The following is a 12,958-nucleotide window of genomic DNA, read 5'->3' as shown; positions in this document are numbered from 1 at the left end:
GTTCAGGAGCACACCCGTTGTCTTCCGCGTACGAACCCTCTGATACCTACTCCGACCTCCACTCCCCGCGGTCCGGATTCACCGGTGACGAGTTCCAACCAGATCCGGCGGCGGCCTTCGTCTTCACGTTCCATCCGGTCGACGAGGAGCTGGGCCCAGATCAGCGGTGGTCCACCTGGCTGGAGGTCGAGCGCGGTTCTCGCGGCCCGGAACCCCGCCCCTCGTGGGTTGTGACGGAACAGGCTGCGATCGACACCGAGCTCGGCGTCCTCAAAACCGGCAAGGAAGCCGACGTATTCCTGATCGAGCGGGCCGTCGAAGCCATCGGCGACAACCCGGCGAAGTCCTCGCTGCTGGCCGCGAAGCGGTACCGCACCGAGGAACACCGGTCCTTCCACCGCAGCGCGTCGTACGTCGAAGGCCGCCATACCCGCAACAGCCGTGACAGCCGGGCGATGGCGAAGAAGACCTCGCACGGCCGCGGCGTCGCGGCCGGTCAGTGGGCATACGCTGAATGGGACGCCCTCAACCGGTTGTGGAAGGCCGGCGTCCCGGTGCCGTATCCCGTGCAGGTGGACGGCACCGAGCTGCTGATGGAGTTCATCGACGACGGCGAGGGCGGTGCCGCGCCCCGGCTCGCCCAGGTCCGGCCGTCGAAGGAGCTGCTCGGCGGGTACTTCGAGCAGCTCCGCGACGGCATGCGTGAGCTGGCTCGCGCGGGGCTCGCGCACGGCGACCTCTCACCGTACAACGTCCTCGCGCAGGACGAGCGGATCGTGATGATCGACCTGCCCCAGGTCGTCGACATCGTCGGCAATCCGATGGGCATGGACTTCCTGATGCGCGACTGCCACAACATGGCGACCTGGTTCACGAATCGCGGGCTCGAGATCGACGAACAGGAGCTGTTCGCCGACCTGCTCACGATGGTGTTCTGATCGCCATATGCACGACAACACACTCGGACACCGACAGGTCCATCCGGAACCTACAGCGGTGCGGCGGAGTCGGTGACGAGCAGTGGCTGACCGAGACCGTGGGCGAGCGGCTGGTGGCAGCCTTTGGGGTGCCGGTGAACCAGAGGGTGGTTTCGTAGCGGTCGGGGTCGCTCGGCCGGATCAGCCCGGCATCCGACGCTGGTGGGATCATGCGGGTGGTCATGATCGCTTTCGAATTCTGATCGTTTCGCGTCGATCTGCGCGCTGTGAGCTCCAGGCCGACCCGACGGCGACGAGCACGACGATGCTGATCAGGGCGAGTGACACCGTCGCGGACTTCCGCCCAGGGAGTTCCATCGCGTTCCGGAAGATCTCGCCGGCACCATGGAAGGCGAAAGCGGTCGCGCCACAGCCGAAGACGAGCCCGGCGACACCGACGACAGCGGTGACGGCTTTGCCGACGTCCGCTGGGAGGAATCGCGCGAGGCTGGCGCACAGCAAGCCGACGACAACGACATCGGCAACGGCTGTGATCATTACGGTGGCGCCGAGCACGGCGTTGTCCCCGTAGCGCTCGAATTGGTCCCACGTTCCGCCGGCATCAGGGAGTCCGGCGACGCCGAGCGCCGTCATGACTGCCATCGCCAACGCGAACACCATCGGCGCGGCAACGCCTAGGGGCGACCACTTCTTCGACCAGGTCGGCAGGATCTTGGTGTCGCGCCGCACGTGGACTGTGGTTGCGGGCTGCTCACCTGCAATACCCCCTGCCATGGCCAGAGCTTCGTCCGCCGTCGGCCTGCGGGCCGGGTCCTTGTCCAGTAGCCGGGTGATGAGCTGCGTGAGCGGCCCGGTTCGCCGCGGCGCCGCGGCCTCCTCCAGTAGCACCGCGGCCAACGTCGCTTCCTGGGTATCGCGGCGGAACGGTGAGACGCCCTCGACGGCCTGGTAAAGGGTCACGCCGAGGGAGAACAGATCCCCAGCGGGGAGGCCGTCGGCGCCGCGCAGCCGCTCGGGCGCCGTGTACTCGGCCGAGCCGATGAGCATCCCGGTGGCGGTCAGCGCGGTGTCGGTGGTGTGGACCGCGGTCCCGAAGTCAGTGAGCAGGACCTTCCCGTTCTCGGCGAGCATGACGTTGGCCGGTTTGATGTCGCGGTGCACGACACCTTCCCGGTGTGCTGCGCCGATCGCCCTCAACAGCGCCGCGGCCACTTCGACGGCCCTGCCCATCGGAAGCGGTCCGTGCTTCTGCATGTGCTCGCTCAGCGAGCAGCCATCGACGAGTTCCATGACGATCCAAGGAAGGCCGTCGTCGATGACGACGTCGTGGATCGCGACGATGCCGTCATGCCTGCGTAACCGGGCGGCATTGCGGGCCTCGCGCGTGGCGCGCGCCAGCCGCTCGGCTCGTTCGCTTTCCGGCATCCCTGTCGGCAGCTGCAGTTCCTTGATCGCAACGTCCACGTCGAGGGTCTCGTCGCGGGCCCGCCAGACCCGCCCGAAGCCACCGGACCCCAGTTCGGCGGCAAGCTGGTAGCGCCCGCCGACCACGTCCCCGGCCTGCTTCGCAGTCATGCCCCGTCTCCTGCCATCGTGCTTGGCATAAACAGTTGATCAGGGTACAGCCGCCGTCATCGGGTGCAGACGTGTCGGGCGTGCACACACCGGCACGCGCCGGGCAATGTCGGCGGGTCACTCGCCCAAGCTCGACCAGAGAAAGACTTCGGTGCCCCGCTGCCCACCCCCGGCTGGTGGTGCGGGCCCCACAGGCCGCGGCGGATGGCTTCGCCGCGCCACCATCGAGCTCCCCGGGAGCGGTGACGGGCCCCGTTCGGCCGGTGCCGAGCAGGCCGGCGCCGACCTGCGCCGGGCCATGGAGGCCGCCGACCTCATCGTCGTGCTCGACCGGGGCGGCGTCGTCGAGGTCGGCACCCACAATGAGCCGCGCCGACGGCCTGTACGCCGAGCTGTTCCGCCTGCGGGCCCGCTACTTCGTCTAAGGCTTGATCGCCAGGCCCCCGTACGCCCAGGCGTGCCCGCCGGGGATCTCCTCCTGGTATTCGGTGAGGTCCGGCCGCCAGGTCACCACCTCGACGAGGCCCGGCTCCAGCAGGTTCCAGCCGTCGAAGAAGCGCATCGTCTCGTCATGGCTGCGCGGCACCATGGGCGCGGAGCTCTTGTCGTACGGCTTGGTGAACTCCTCGCGGCTCAGGTGGTCGGCGAAGTCCATGGTGATGTGCGACAGCAGCAGGTGGCTGCCGCTGGGCACCGCGGCCTTGAGCTGCTCCACCACCCCGTACGGGTTCTCCTCGTCGGTGACGAAGTGCAGGATGCCCGCCAGGATGACGGCCATGGGACGGGTGAAGTCGAGCAGATCCCGGACCGCCGGGTCGTTCAGGATCTTCTCCGGCTCGCGCAGGTCCGCCTCGATCATCTCCGTGGCGCCCGCCGGGTCGCCGGTCAGCAGGGCGCGGCCGTGCACCGAGACGATCGGGTCGTTGTCCACGTACGCCACCCGCGCCTCGGGCACCGCCCGCTGGGCGATCACGTGGGTGGGATCCTGGGTCGGCAGGCCGGTGCCGATGTCCAGGAACTGGGTGACGCCCGCCTCAGCCGCCAGATGCCGTACGGCCCGGCCCACGAAGGCACGATGGGCGCGTACCCCCTCCCGCGTGCCCGGCGACAGCTTGATGAGCGCCTCGGCGGCCTCCCGGTCGGAGGCGAAGTTGTCCTTGCCGCCCAGTAAGTAGTCGTAGATGCGCGCGGGGTGCGGGATGTGCGGATTGATGCGCGCTGCCGGGGCGTCGGCGTACTCGGGGTCCTGCGGGTCCGTCTGTCTGTCGGTGTTCGTCATCCTTCTCTTCCTGCTGGATCGACGACTACCGCCGGGCCTGACGGGGGGCCGGGGCGAGCTTCGCCGAAGGGTTACTTGCCTGCTTTCAGGTGTTTCCTTCCTACCCGGCCCGACGTTACGGCGCGGGCCTTCCCGAGAATGATGCGAACCTCCGGGTCAGTACAGCCGAGCCGAGGTATCTGGCGATCTACGCCTCGGGCTCCGTGACGGTCAGTTGTTCGTAGGACGGCTTCATCGCGGGGTAGTAGTCGTCGAACTCCGGCTTGGCGGAGCCGTCGTGGGAGGCCGCCAGCAGGTCGAGGTAGTACTCCCAGCCGGGGCCGATCTCGCCGATGCCCTCGGCACTGGCCAGGTGCTGGACGAAGCGCAGCTCGGTGCCGCCGCCCGCCTTCGACAGCAGGAGTTCGAGGTGCCAGGAGCCGGCCGCGTCCTTGGCGGTGATCTCCAGCCGGCGGGGTGGCTCGCACGCTTCGATGCGCATCTCGGCCCAGGGAGCCTTCTCCTCGAACACCAGCTGGACCCGGATCGTCCGGCCGGGGCCTGCCTCGCCCTCCCACGGGCCGAACCAGCGCGCCGTGCGCTCCGGCTCGGTGACGCTGGCCCACACGTCCTCGGCGGGCGCGCGGAACGTCCGGGTGAGGACGAGGTCGACGCCGTCGTCCGCGCGGAAGAGCTTGCCGGTGGGGAAGCGGTTCATGCTGTTTCTCCCTTGCTGTCGGTCTCGCTGCCTGTCTTGGCGCTGTTCGTACGGCGTTCGCGGCGCGTCCGGTAGACCTCGGTCTCCAGAGCGTCGAAGCGGTGCTCCCAGCCGGAGGGTTCAAGGAACTGGGCCAGCCAGCCGGCCAGCTCGGTGAACCGCTCCGCGTCGAGCGTGTAGAGGCGTTGCCGGCCGACGAGCTCCGCCCTGACCAGTCCGCTCTCCCGGAGCACGCGCAGGTGGCGGCTCACGGCGGGGCGGCTGATCGAGAAGCGCTCGGCGATCTCGCCGGCCGAGAGCCGCCCGTCTTTGAGCATCACCAGGATCTGCCGCCGCACCTGATCCGCGATCGCCCCTGCCACCTCGTCCACGCCAGAAAGCGTAACCTACTGGTTACGCGTTCTCAAGAGGTCGATCCGGTGGCTGCTGGTGGAACCGTCTCGGTCACGCCGCGTCATCGCGGCCAGAGGTCTTGAGGGTCACCTTCGAGGACCAGGCCGCCGCACTCGCCGGATTCCACGAATCGTTTCCTCAAATGACGGGCGTAGGGCTGGCCTGCAGACTGAAACCGTCCGGTCGGCCGGGCGATAGCCTGACCCGGCTCGACGCCTGGCTTGCAGGAACGCCACTGGCTGCCACTCGTACCTCTCGGTTCGCTGCCTTGCGGCCCCAGCATGATGTCCCCTGGGCCGGTTGATCGATCGCTCAGGGGCTGACAGAACGCTCCGTGTCATCGAGGAAAGAAGCTGACCTGAAAGGGGCCTAGTGTCGGCGGCACATTCCGGCACGCAAGGAGGCATCCGAAATGACTGTCAAGGCCATTCCCGAGGGCTACGCCACCGTCACGCCGTGGATCATTTCCCGCGACACGGCCGGAGTCATCGACTACATCCGCAAGGCGTTCGGCGCCGAAGAACTGGGCCGGGTGACCGACCCGCGCGGGGTTATCGGGCACGCGGAGGTCCGTATCGGCGATGCGATCGTGATGCTGTTCGACGGTGACCCGAGTTGGCCGGCGACGCCCGCGTTCCTCCGGCTGTACGTCGAGGACGCCCGTGCAGTGCACCGCCAGGCAATTGAGGCGGGTGGCGTCTCCATCTCGGAGGTCACCCACCTGGCCTTCGGCGACCTGGTCGGGCGGGTGCGTGACCCCTTTGGCAACGTGTGGTGGATCCAGACCCACATCGAGGACGTGGCGCCCGAAGAGATGGAGCGGCGCGCCGGAGACCCGGAGTTCACCGCAGCGATGGAGTACATGCAGCGCCCCGAGACCGAGATCTTTCCCAGAGACTGACGAGTGCGGGCCGGGCGTTCTCTCGACGATTCAAGGCCTGGCGAGCACTTTGAACGCCTCCTGAACCCTTGATCGGCCCCGGGATCACAGAGGTGATCACAGGGGCCGTTTCCGTTCTGTCTACTTCGCCAACGGTGTCCACAAGGTCGGCGGGGGCCGGCCGCCGCCCCGCTCATCGGGTGACCAGCCCGAGGGGCGGCGGAGGAGTCCCAGCCACGCACGATCAGGAACGTCTACGGCTTGGACGTTCGGCTCAGCGGCGTGACCCCAGTCGCTCGCCGGTAGGTAGTTGTGCACATCGTCCCGAATCAGTGCCCTGAGGTCACCTCAGTCGCCCCCGTCGTCGGACAGGAGGCGATCGGTGATGGCCTTGAGCGTCCTGGCGTCGTGCGGGCCGAGCCGGTCCAGCAGGTGACGGCGAGTGGCCTTCTCCAGCGTCGGCAACGTGGCATTGATCGCGTTTCTGCCTTCCGGGCGCAGCGCGACCTCCATGCCGTTCGGCACCTTGTCGCGGGCCACGTAGTCACGATCGGCCATCCGGGTCAGCAGGTGCGACAGCCGTGTCCGGTCCCAGTTGAGGGCGGCGGCGAGGGCGTTCTGCCGCAGGCTCCCGCCGGACTCGTGCAGGCAGACCAGGACGCTCAGTTCCGCCTCGGAGAGGCCGGACGCCGCTGTGGTCTCGGCGACGACGGCGGCACGTACCAGCTCATGAGCGCGCTTCCAGCGCAGCCACAGCTCGGTCGCCTCGCTCCCGCCAACTGTTGACATGTCAACACTGCCCTCTCTAGTGTTCGAACCCGACCATACGGCTCATGCGAAGGACATCACCGATGCTCGATGCTCGACGGCACTATGCCAGCCTGCGCCTGGTGGCGCTGCTTCCGCTCGTCCTGTTCCTGCCCGCCGTGATCGCCTTCTTCACGGACCCGGACGTGGCGTGGGGAGAGTACCTGGGCGTCTTCTTCCACCTCTCGATCCTCTTCCTGGTCTCCCGCCTGGAGGCGGCATCCTGGGCCAAAGCGGCGGGCTACGGCTGGGTGGCGCTCGACGTCCTCACCGGCATCCTGATGATCAACGGGGTCGACCACGACACGGCCTGGGCGGTCCGGCTCGGCGGCCACGTACTCGCCGGTGTCTGGATCGTGGCGAGTTCCCTGGTCAGCCACTCCTGGCCGGTCCGCGTGGTCGGCGTCGTCACGGGCGTCTGGCTCGGCGGCTACTCCTTCGTCGGCACTCAGCTCGCCGAGGAGTACCTGCGCCCGGCCGGAATCATGATCCTCGTCTGGTTCGCCCTCCTGGCGACGTTCCACCGCGACAGTCCGGGCCGCCCGGCGGCGTCGGCCGTCCACGCGGCGGTCTGACGGTCTTTACTCCGGGCCGTTTCCCCTGCAAGCTCGGTACCTCATGTGATCGTCGAAGGGAGCGTCGTGCCGTTCGCGCCGTCGTGGGAGTCGCTGGAGGGCCGCGAGACGCCGGAGTGGTTCCCGCGGGCCAAGTTCGGCCTGTGGGCGCACTGGGGGCCGCAGTGCCAGCCGGGGTTCGGCGACTGGTACGCCCGCAACATGTACCTCCCGGGCACGGACGCCTTCCGCTTCCACCGCGAGCGTTACGGGCATCCGTCGCAGTTCGGGTTCAAGGACGTCATCAACGAGTGGAAGGCGTCCCGCTGGGACCCGGAGGAACTCGTCGCCCTGTACGCGCGTACCGGCGCCCGGTACTTCGTCGCGATGGCCAACCACCACGACAACCTCGACCTGTGGGACAGCCCGCACCACGCCTGGAACTCGGTCCGGGTGGGCCCGCACCGCGACATCGTCGGCGAGTGGGCCGCCGCCGCGCGCTCGCACGGGCTGCGGTTCGGGGTGAGCGTGCACGCCGCGCACGCCTGGTCCTGGTACGAGCCGAGCCAGGGCGCCGACCCCGACGGGCCGCTGGCGGGCGTACCGTACGACGGGCGGCTCACCAAGGCGGACGGCGCCGGCACCTGGTGGGAAGGGCTCGACCCGCAGGAGCTGTACGCGCAGGACCACCGGCCGATCCCCGGCTTCGACCAGCCGAAGACCATCAACCACCACTGGGACTGGCCCGACCCCGAGCACCGCCCGGACACCGCCTACCAGGCGAACTTCAAGGCCAGAACCCTGCAACTGGCCCGAACGTACCGGCCTGACCTGGTCTACTTCGACGACACCGTGCTCCCGCTGCACCAGTGCGGCCCGGTCGGCTTGGAGATCGCCGCAGAGCTGTACAACCTCGGCGAAGACATGATCGTCTGCGGCAAGATTCTCGACGAACGCCGGCGCCGCGCCCTGACCTGGGACGTCGAACGCGGCGCGAGCGACCGCATCGAACCGCATCCCTGGCAGACCTGCACCTGCCTCGGCTCCTGGCACTACGACGCGCGCCGGCTCGCCGGGCACACCTACAAGAGCGTGGCCCAGGTGGTCGGCATGCTCGCCGACGTGGTCAGCAAGAACGGCAACCTGCTGCTCAGCGTACCGATCACCGGCGACGGCGAGATCGACGACGACGAACGCGCCATCCTGGCCGGCATCGGCGACTGGCTCGCCGTCAACGGCGAAGCGATCTTCGACACCGTCCCCTGGAAGGTCTTCGGCGAGGGCCCCTCGGCCGACAACCCACCCGCGCTGCGGGACCAGGGCTTCAACGAGGGCGGCACGATGACCGCCGCCGACATCCGCTACACCACCACCGACACCGCCCTCTACGCCACCGCCCTCGCCCGCCCTGACGGCCCGGTGGTCCTGCGCCGTCTGGGGCGTGCGGCGGGCCTGCTCGACCGCCAGATCACCGGCGTCCACGCCCTCGGCGACGATCGCCCTGTACGGTGGCGGCACGAGGATCAAGCCCTCATCATCGAGTCCCCAGCCCAGGTCCACCGCATCGACCTCACCTCATGAACATCAAACAACGCCCCGGCACCCCATTCGCCGGCACCCTCACCTACATCGACCATGAGTACAGCATCGATTTCATACACTCAGAACCTGATCAATATCTGGATCGCACGCCAGACGGAGTCCTGTGTCGCCATCAACACTCTGCAAATCGAGGTAGGACTGCCCCGCTATGAAGCCCTGCACGTCTGGGGCTACTTCCCGAAGATATCGTGGACGACAGCGGCGCTGCCGATCCCTCGCAGCACCCCCGGCGTGGTGCAATTCGTAGGGAGCACGTTCCAGCGGAGTATCGCGTACGGGGTCTCAGACGAAGACTCGTGGCGAAGGGAATTTGATCCCAGGTCGGGATGGATTCGCGTCGCACCGGAGGGTGCTTCCGCGGAACACCTGACGGAGATCGCCGACGGCGTACTCATCGGAGCGGCTGACGGACAGCTCAGCTCGATCTGGATGCGACCGCTTTTCGCTTGACCGAAGGAGAGAAGCCTCAGTGGGGATCGCTCACGAACGTGTACCACGGGCCCCACACGGGCGATGAGTCGCCCGGCCTCCGGTCAGGGCTGTAGAAGTACGCACGGTGAGTGCCGCTCAGGTGGAAGACCACCGCGTCACCGTCCCGGAAGACCGTGTCGAACGTCAGGACGCCGATCGTCCGGCGCCCGAGCACCTCGTCCTTCCCCAACGTGCGAGCGACGGCCTCCATCTGGGGAGCCGACCGAGCGAACCGATCGTCCGAGGCGATGGTGAACCAGACGACCCCGGTGAGAAGGAGAGCCCCTGCCAGGAGCACCGCTGCCCACCGTAAAACCGGGCCACGGACGGACATGCGTCTCATGGGAACATCCTGACATCCACGGGGCGGAAGTGATGCGGGAAGCGCGGAAGGTGCAGCCAGGGTGAAGCGAAGGGCTGCCCGGCCCTCGAGGAGCAGGGTGCGGGTCAGTCTCCGGGCGTTCCCGCCATGAAGAAGGGCGCGTCGGACAGGATGTACCTTTCATTGACGTAGATGTGCTGCGTGATGGCGCCCTCGCAGGGGTGCTGCGAATTACCGGAGACGATGGCGTTATCCCGCAGTGTGTTCCAAAACTTCACATTCTGCAGAGGAGGGTCGTAAATCATGGCACCCCCGTGCGGATGTAAGAGCCATTCATGGCCGGCCATCATGAACTCGGTGGCGGCGTGCGCGGGAAGGGTGGTGTTCGCGCAGGTCACGACGGTGAGGGCGAGGGATAGGAAAAGGGCACGGATTGCGGAACTTACGGGCGATACGCGCGATGCCGCCTACTTTCTTCTGGGAGACGGAAAAGAGACCCCCGTGTTTGCCAGGACGCCGAAGCCCTTAATCCATGGGAGGCCAGGTTGGCCGCCAGGATAATCGTCCGCATATTTCCAATGGAAATCGCCATAAAGCCGGTAAGCGCATTCCGAGCTTCCTGTCAACCTCTTGACAAGCCTTACGGTCGCGTCAACACTCGGCGGCAGCACCGCCTGAAACATCTCCGTAAAACCGGTTCGGACTGCCCGCCCATCGCGATGTTAGCGCTAACAGATCCTGAGAGGCGATCCCCATGACAGCGACCCAAGCACGCCGATCGCTGATCCCCTTCCTGGTGGCCGCGCTCGCCGCCCTGGCGGGCCTCGTCCTGACCGCTCCACCGGCCCAGGCCGCCACCAGCCAGTTCCGGGGCATGAACTGGGCCGTGCTGGGCGACAACTTCAGCACCGGCCCCCTCGTCGTGCAGGGCCTGAGCCAGTCCGACAGCTACGCCACCGTGCGGGCCAAGGCCGACAGCCTCTACGACGACATGGCCGCCACCATGGGCGTCAACACCGTCCGACTGCCCGTCAACACCCACACGGTCGCTGCCACATCCTGGTGGAACGCCTACCGCGGCGCGATCGACGCCGCCACCGCCCGAGGGTTCAAAGTCATCCTCGCCTACTGGGAGGACGGCGCCGCCTCCGGAGGCAGGATCACCGACCTGGCCGCCTGGAACGCCATGTGGTCCGCCGTGACCGGCGCCTACGGCTCCAACGGCAACGTCTACTTCGAGCCGATGAACGAGCCGCACGGCTACAGCTCCGCCGAGTGGCGCGACGTGGCGGCTGGCTGGCTGGCCCAGCACACCGCGGCCCCGCCGGCACGGGTGCTCATCGGCGGCACCGGCTACAGCCAGGACCTGCGGGACGTCTGCAACGACAGCCGTTTCGGCGCGACCCTGCTGTCCTTCCACCACTACGCCTTCTTCTACAGCCCCATGACCTACGACGCCTTCCGCAGTCACATCCAGACCCGCCTGGGCGGCTGCGCCTCCCGCGCGGTCGCGACCGAGTTCGGCGCGCCGATGTCGACCGGTCTCGACTACGCCGACGCGGGCAGCGCCGACAACTTCGTGCGCCACATCCGCGCCATGGCGCAGGTCATGCGGGACAACCAGATGGGCGGCACCTACTGGCCCGCGCTCGGCGGCAAGCCCGGCGACATCGGCTACGACTGGTACTCGATGTACGCGCTGAGCGGCAGCGGCACCGACCTGCGCCTGACGGTCCGCAACGCCTCCGGCGCCGACCGGATCCGCTACGGCTGGGGCGACACCATCACCCCGACACCGCCCCCGTCCTACTACACGGTCGCCGCGCGCCACAGCGGCAAGGTCATGGACGTGCAGCAGCCGAACACCGCCGACGGCGCGCGCGTCGGCCAGTACGCCGCCAACGGCGCCGCCTGGCAGCAGTGGCGCTTCCAGGACGCCGGCGGCGGCTACTGGCGCCTCATCAGCCGGCACAGCGGCAAGTGCCTCGACGTGGTGAGCGCCTCGACCGCCGACGGCGCCGAGCTCATCCAATACACCTGCGGCAGCGGCGCCAACCAGCAGTTCCAGATGGTCGCCGCCGGCGGCTACTTCGAGCTGCGGGCCCGGCACAGCGGCAAGTGCGTGGACGTGCCGGCCTCCTCGACCGCCGACGGCGTCGTCCTGAAGCAGTACGCGTGCAACGGCGGCGCCAACCAGCAGTGGTCCCGCACACCCGTCACCGGGTGATGACGCCGGGTGCGGCAGCCGGCCAGGGTGTAGCCGGCCGACACGTACGACGTGGCCGAGCAGCTCGGCGGGTAGGAGCGGGTCTGCCCAGCGCGTAAGGCCGGCCACGGGCGTACATGCATCTCATACGATCATCCTGTTGTCTTCCGCCCAACCGCTCCCTCCGATCTGGTTGCGGGAGTGCGAGGGGCGCCCGCCACCACCTCGAGGACAGAGGTCGTATGGGCATCCGCTGATTTTGTGGTGATAGGTATGGAGCGGCGCTTGTTGACCGCGAAGCTTGGACGACTGCTGGACGAGAGGGCGCAGAGATTCAGTCAGGAATGGATTGATATCGCAGCTAAGACGGTCGTCCCTATCCCGGGAACTGTGCGCGGCGACGGTTCCCTTCCCCATCGGGTGTGTTCTGCGGCCGGCCGGTTGGGCGCAACCTATGCCTGGGGTGCTCCGATCGTAGGGGGCCGAGTTATCGATGGCTTGTTGTTCCGCGTGGAGATGTCACCGGACGTGCTTTCGGTCAAGATCCCTGAGCACCATGAAGGAATCGTCTTGGCCATGCCGGACATGGACAACGCCATCCTCTCGACTGCGGGAGGATACTCCCTGGTTGCGGGGAGTCACGCCTTTGTCCGTGCCTGCCTGGATTGCGGGATCGACGAAGCCCGAGTGCGATTCCTTCGGTATGCTCGCCGGCTGGCCGATGCCAACCCCAGCGTCATGGCCGTGGCAATGGAGCATCCTCCCCGCTGGCGATCGTGGCGATCGCCACGCGAGGTGCACCCTGAGTCGAACACTGCGCAACAACTCCACCTCATGGAGTCGTTCACCGAAAGAACCTTGCCGGCTTCGCGATTCGTCCTGAGCTGGCTGTCGGCACGATCGAAGGCGGTGGACGACGGCGAACGGACTCATGCGCACTTTGAGGCGCTCATGAACGAAGTCTTCTACACACTGGATGACTATCCTGCGGACCCAGACCTTCGCGAAGAGGGCGACATCTCAGAAGAAGAGCTCCGCGACCTTGTGAACGAGACGCTGCGGCGACTCAAATCTCTTGACTGACCGTCGGCTCGCTACGCGCGAGGCGCTCGAAATCGCCATTCTCCACCAGTTCGGCCAAGCTGCGAGTTCCAGGGAAGTGTGCATCGCCGCGAGGGCCCGATAGAGTCTCACGTTCGCCGATGGCGAGACGATGCCGTTCGGTGTAGGGTCG

General features: G+C 67.5%; 13 protein-coding genes. 6 read left to right on the top strand and 7 right to left on the bottom strand.

Features of this window, described 5'->3' with window-relative positions; genetic code table 11:
- Positions 1-17 precede the first annotated feature (17 nt).
- A complete protein-coding gene (locus tag AB0K28_RS43820; RefSeq protein WP_364382378.1) occupies positions 18-938 on the top strand; it encodes an RIO1 family regulatory kinase/ATPase in 921 nt (306 codons plus the stop codon).
- Between the two features lie 219 nt (positions 939-1,157).
- On the opposite strand, the gene AB0K28_RS43815 is transcribed toward AB0K28_RS43820, so the two are convergent.
- From AB0K28_RS43815 to AB0K28_RS43800, 4 genes are all read right to left on the bottom strand, one after another.
- Positions 1,158-2,513 (bottom strand): serine/threonine-protein kinase, encoded by a 1,356-nt coding sequence (locus AB0K28_RS43815; RefSeq protein WP_364382375.1) that lies wholly within the window; start codon positions 2,511-2,513, stop codon positions 1,158-1,160.
- 421 nt (positions 2,514-2,934) lie between these two features.
- Entirely contained in the window at positions 2,935-3,792 is an 858-nt protein-coding gene (locus AB0K28_RS43810) for an SAM-dependent methyltransferase (protein WP_364382372.1), read from the bottom strand.
- Positions 3,793-3,979: 187 nt separating this feature from the next.
- Positions 3,980-4,489, bottom strand: coding sequence for an SRPBCC family protein (locus AB0K28_RS43805; protein WP_364382369.1), 510 nt, complete (start codon positions 4,487-4,489; stop codon positions 3,980-3,982).
- Positions 4,486-4,860, bottom strand: a complete 375-nt coding sequence (locus tag AB0K28_RS43800; protein WP_345408772.1) for a metalloregulator ArsR/SmtB family transcription factor — start codon at positions 4,858-4,860, stop codon at positions 4,486-4,488. The genes AB0K28_RS43805 and AB0K28_RS43800 overlap by 4 nt, the downstream gene beginning before the upstream one ends.
- A gap of 434 nt (positions 4,861-5,294) precedes the next feature.
- Between AB0K28_RS43800 and AB0K28_RS43795 the strand changes: the two genes are divergently transcribed.
- Positions 5,295-5,783, top strand: coding sequence for a VOC family protein (locus tag AB0K28_RS43795; RefSeq protein WP_364382365.1), 489 nt, complete (start codon positions 5,295-5,297; stop codon positions 5,781-5,783).
- Positions 5,784-6,110: 327 nt separating this feature from the next.
- Here the strand turns inward: AB0K28_RS43795 and AB0K28_RS43790 are convergent, their stop codons facing one another.
- Positions 6,111-6,551, bottom strand: a complete 441-nt coding sequence (locus AB0K28_RS43790) for a MarR family winged helix-turn-helix transcriptional regulator (protein ID WP_364382362.1) — start codon at positions 6,549-6,551, stop codon at positions 6,111-6,113.
- Positions 6,552-6,613: 62 nt separating this feature from the next.
- Here AB0K28_RS43790 and AB0K28_RS43785 point away from each other — a divergent pair, with 62 nt between their 5' ends.
- Both AB0K28_RS43785 and AB0K28_RS43780 read left to right on the top strand, forming a co-directional pair.
- Complete coding sequence (locus AB0K28_RS43785; protein WP_364382359.1) at positions 6,614-7,144, top strand: hypothetical protein; 531 nt, start codon at positions 6,614-6,616, stop codon at positions 7,142-7,144.
- 45 nt (positions 7,145-7,189) lie between these two features.
- Positions 7,190-8,704, top strand: a complete 1,515-nt coding sequence (locus tag AB0K28_RS43780; protein WP_364382356.1) for an alpha-L-fucosidase — start codon at positions 7,190-7,192, stop codon at positions 8,702-8,704.
- A 487-nt stretch (positions 8,705-9,191) separates the two neighbouring features.
- Here AB0K28_RS43780 and AB0K28_RS43775 read toward each other — a convergent pair whose 3' ends face one another.
- Together AB0K28_RS43775 and AB0K28_RS43770 are read right to left on the bottom strand one after the other, a co-directional pair.
- The gene (locus AB0K28_RS43775) at positions 9,192-9,407 is read right to left on the bottom strand and encodes a hypothetical protein (protein WP_364382353.1); all 216 of its coding nucleotides are present in this window, start codon (positions 9,405-9,407) and stop codon (positions 9,192-9,194) included.
- A gap of 236 nt (positions 9,408-9,643) precedes the next feature.
- Entirely contained in the window at positions 9,644-9,916 is a 273-nt protein-coding gene (locus tag AB0K28_RS43770) for a hypothetical protein (protein ID WP_364382350.1), read from the bottom strand.
- Between the two features lie 356 nt (positions 9,917-10,272).
- Here AB0K28_RS43770 and AB0K28_RS43765 point away from each other — a divergent pair, with 356 nt between their 5' ends.
- On the top strand, positions 10,273-11,745 hold the full coding sequence (locus AB0K28_RS43765) for an RICIN domain-containing protein (RefSeq protein ID WP_364382347.1): 1,473 nt from the start codon (positions 10,273-10,275) through the stop codon (positions 11,743-11,745).
- A 252-nt stretch (positions 11,746-11,997) separates the two neighbouring features.
- Entirely contained in the window at positions 11,998-12,807 is an 810-nt protein-coding gene (locus AB0K28_RS43760; RefSeq protein WP_364382344.1) for a colicin immunity domain-containing protein, read from the top strand.
- Positions 12,808-12,958 lie beyond the last annotated feature (151 nt).

The organism is Nonomuraea sp. NPDC049504 (genome assembly GCF_040676845.1).
Classification (GTDB): domain Bacteria; phylum Actinomycetota; class Actinomycetes; order Streptosporangiales; family Streptosporangiaceae; genus Nonomuraea; species Nonomuraea salmonea.
Note: the sequence above shows the minus strand (reverse complement) of the source record. Positions and strands in the feature narration are given on the sequence as shown.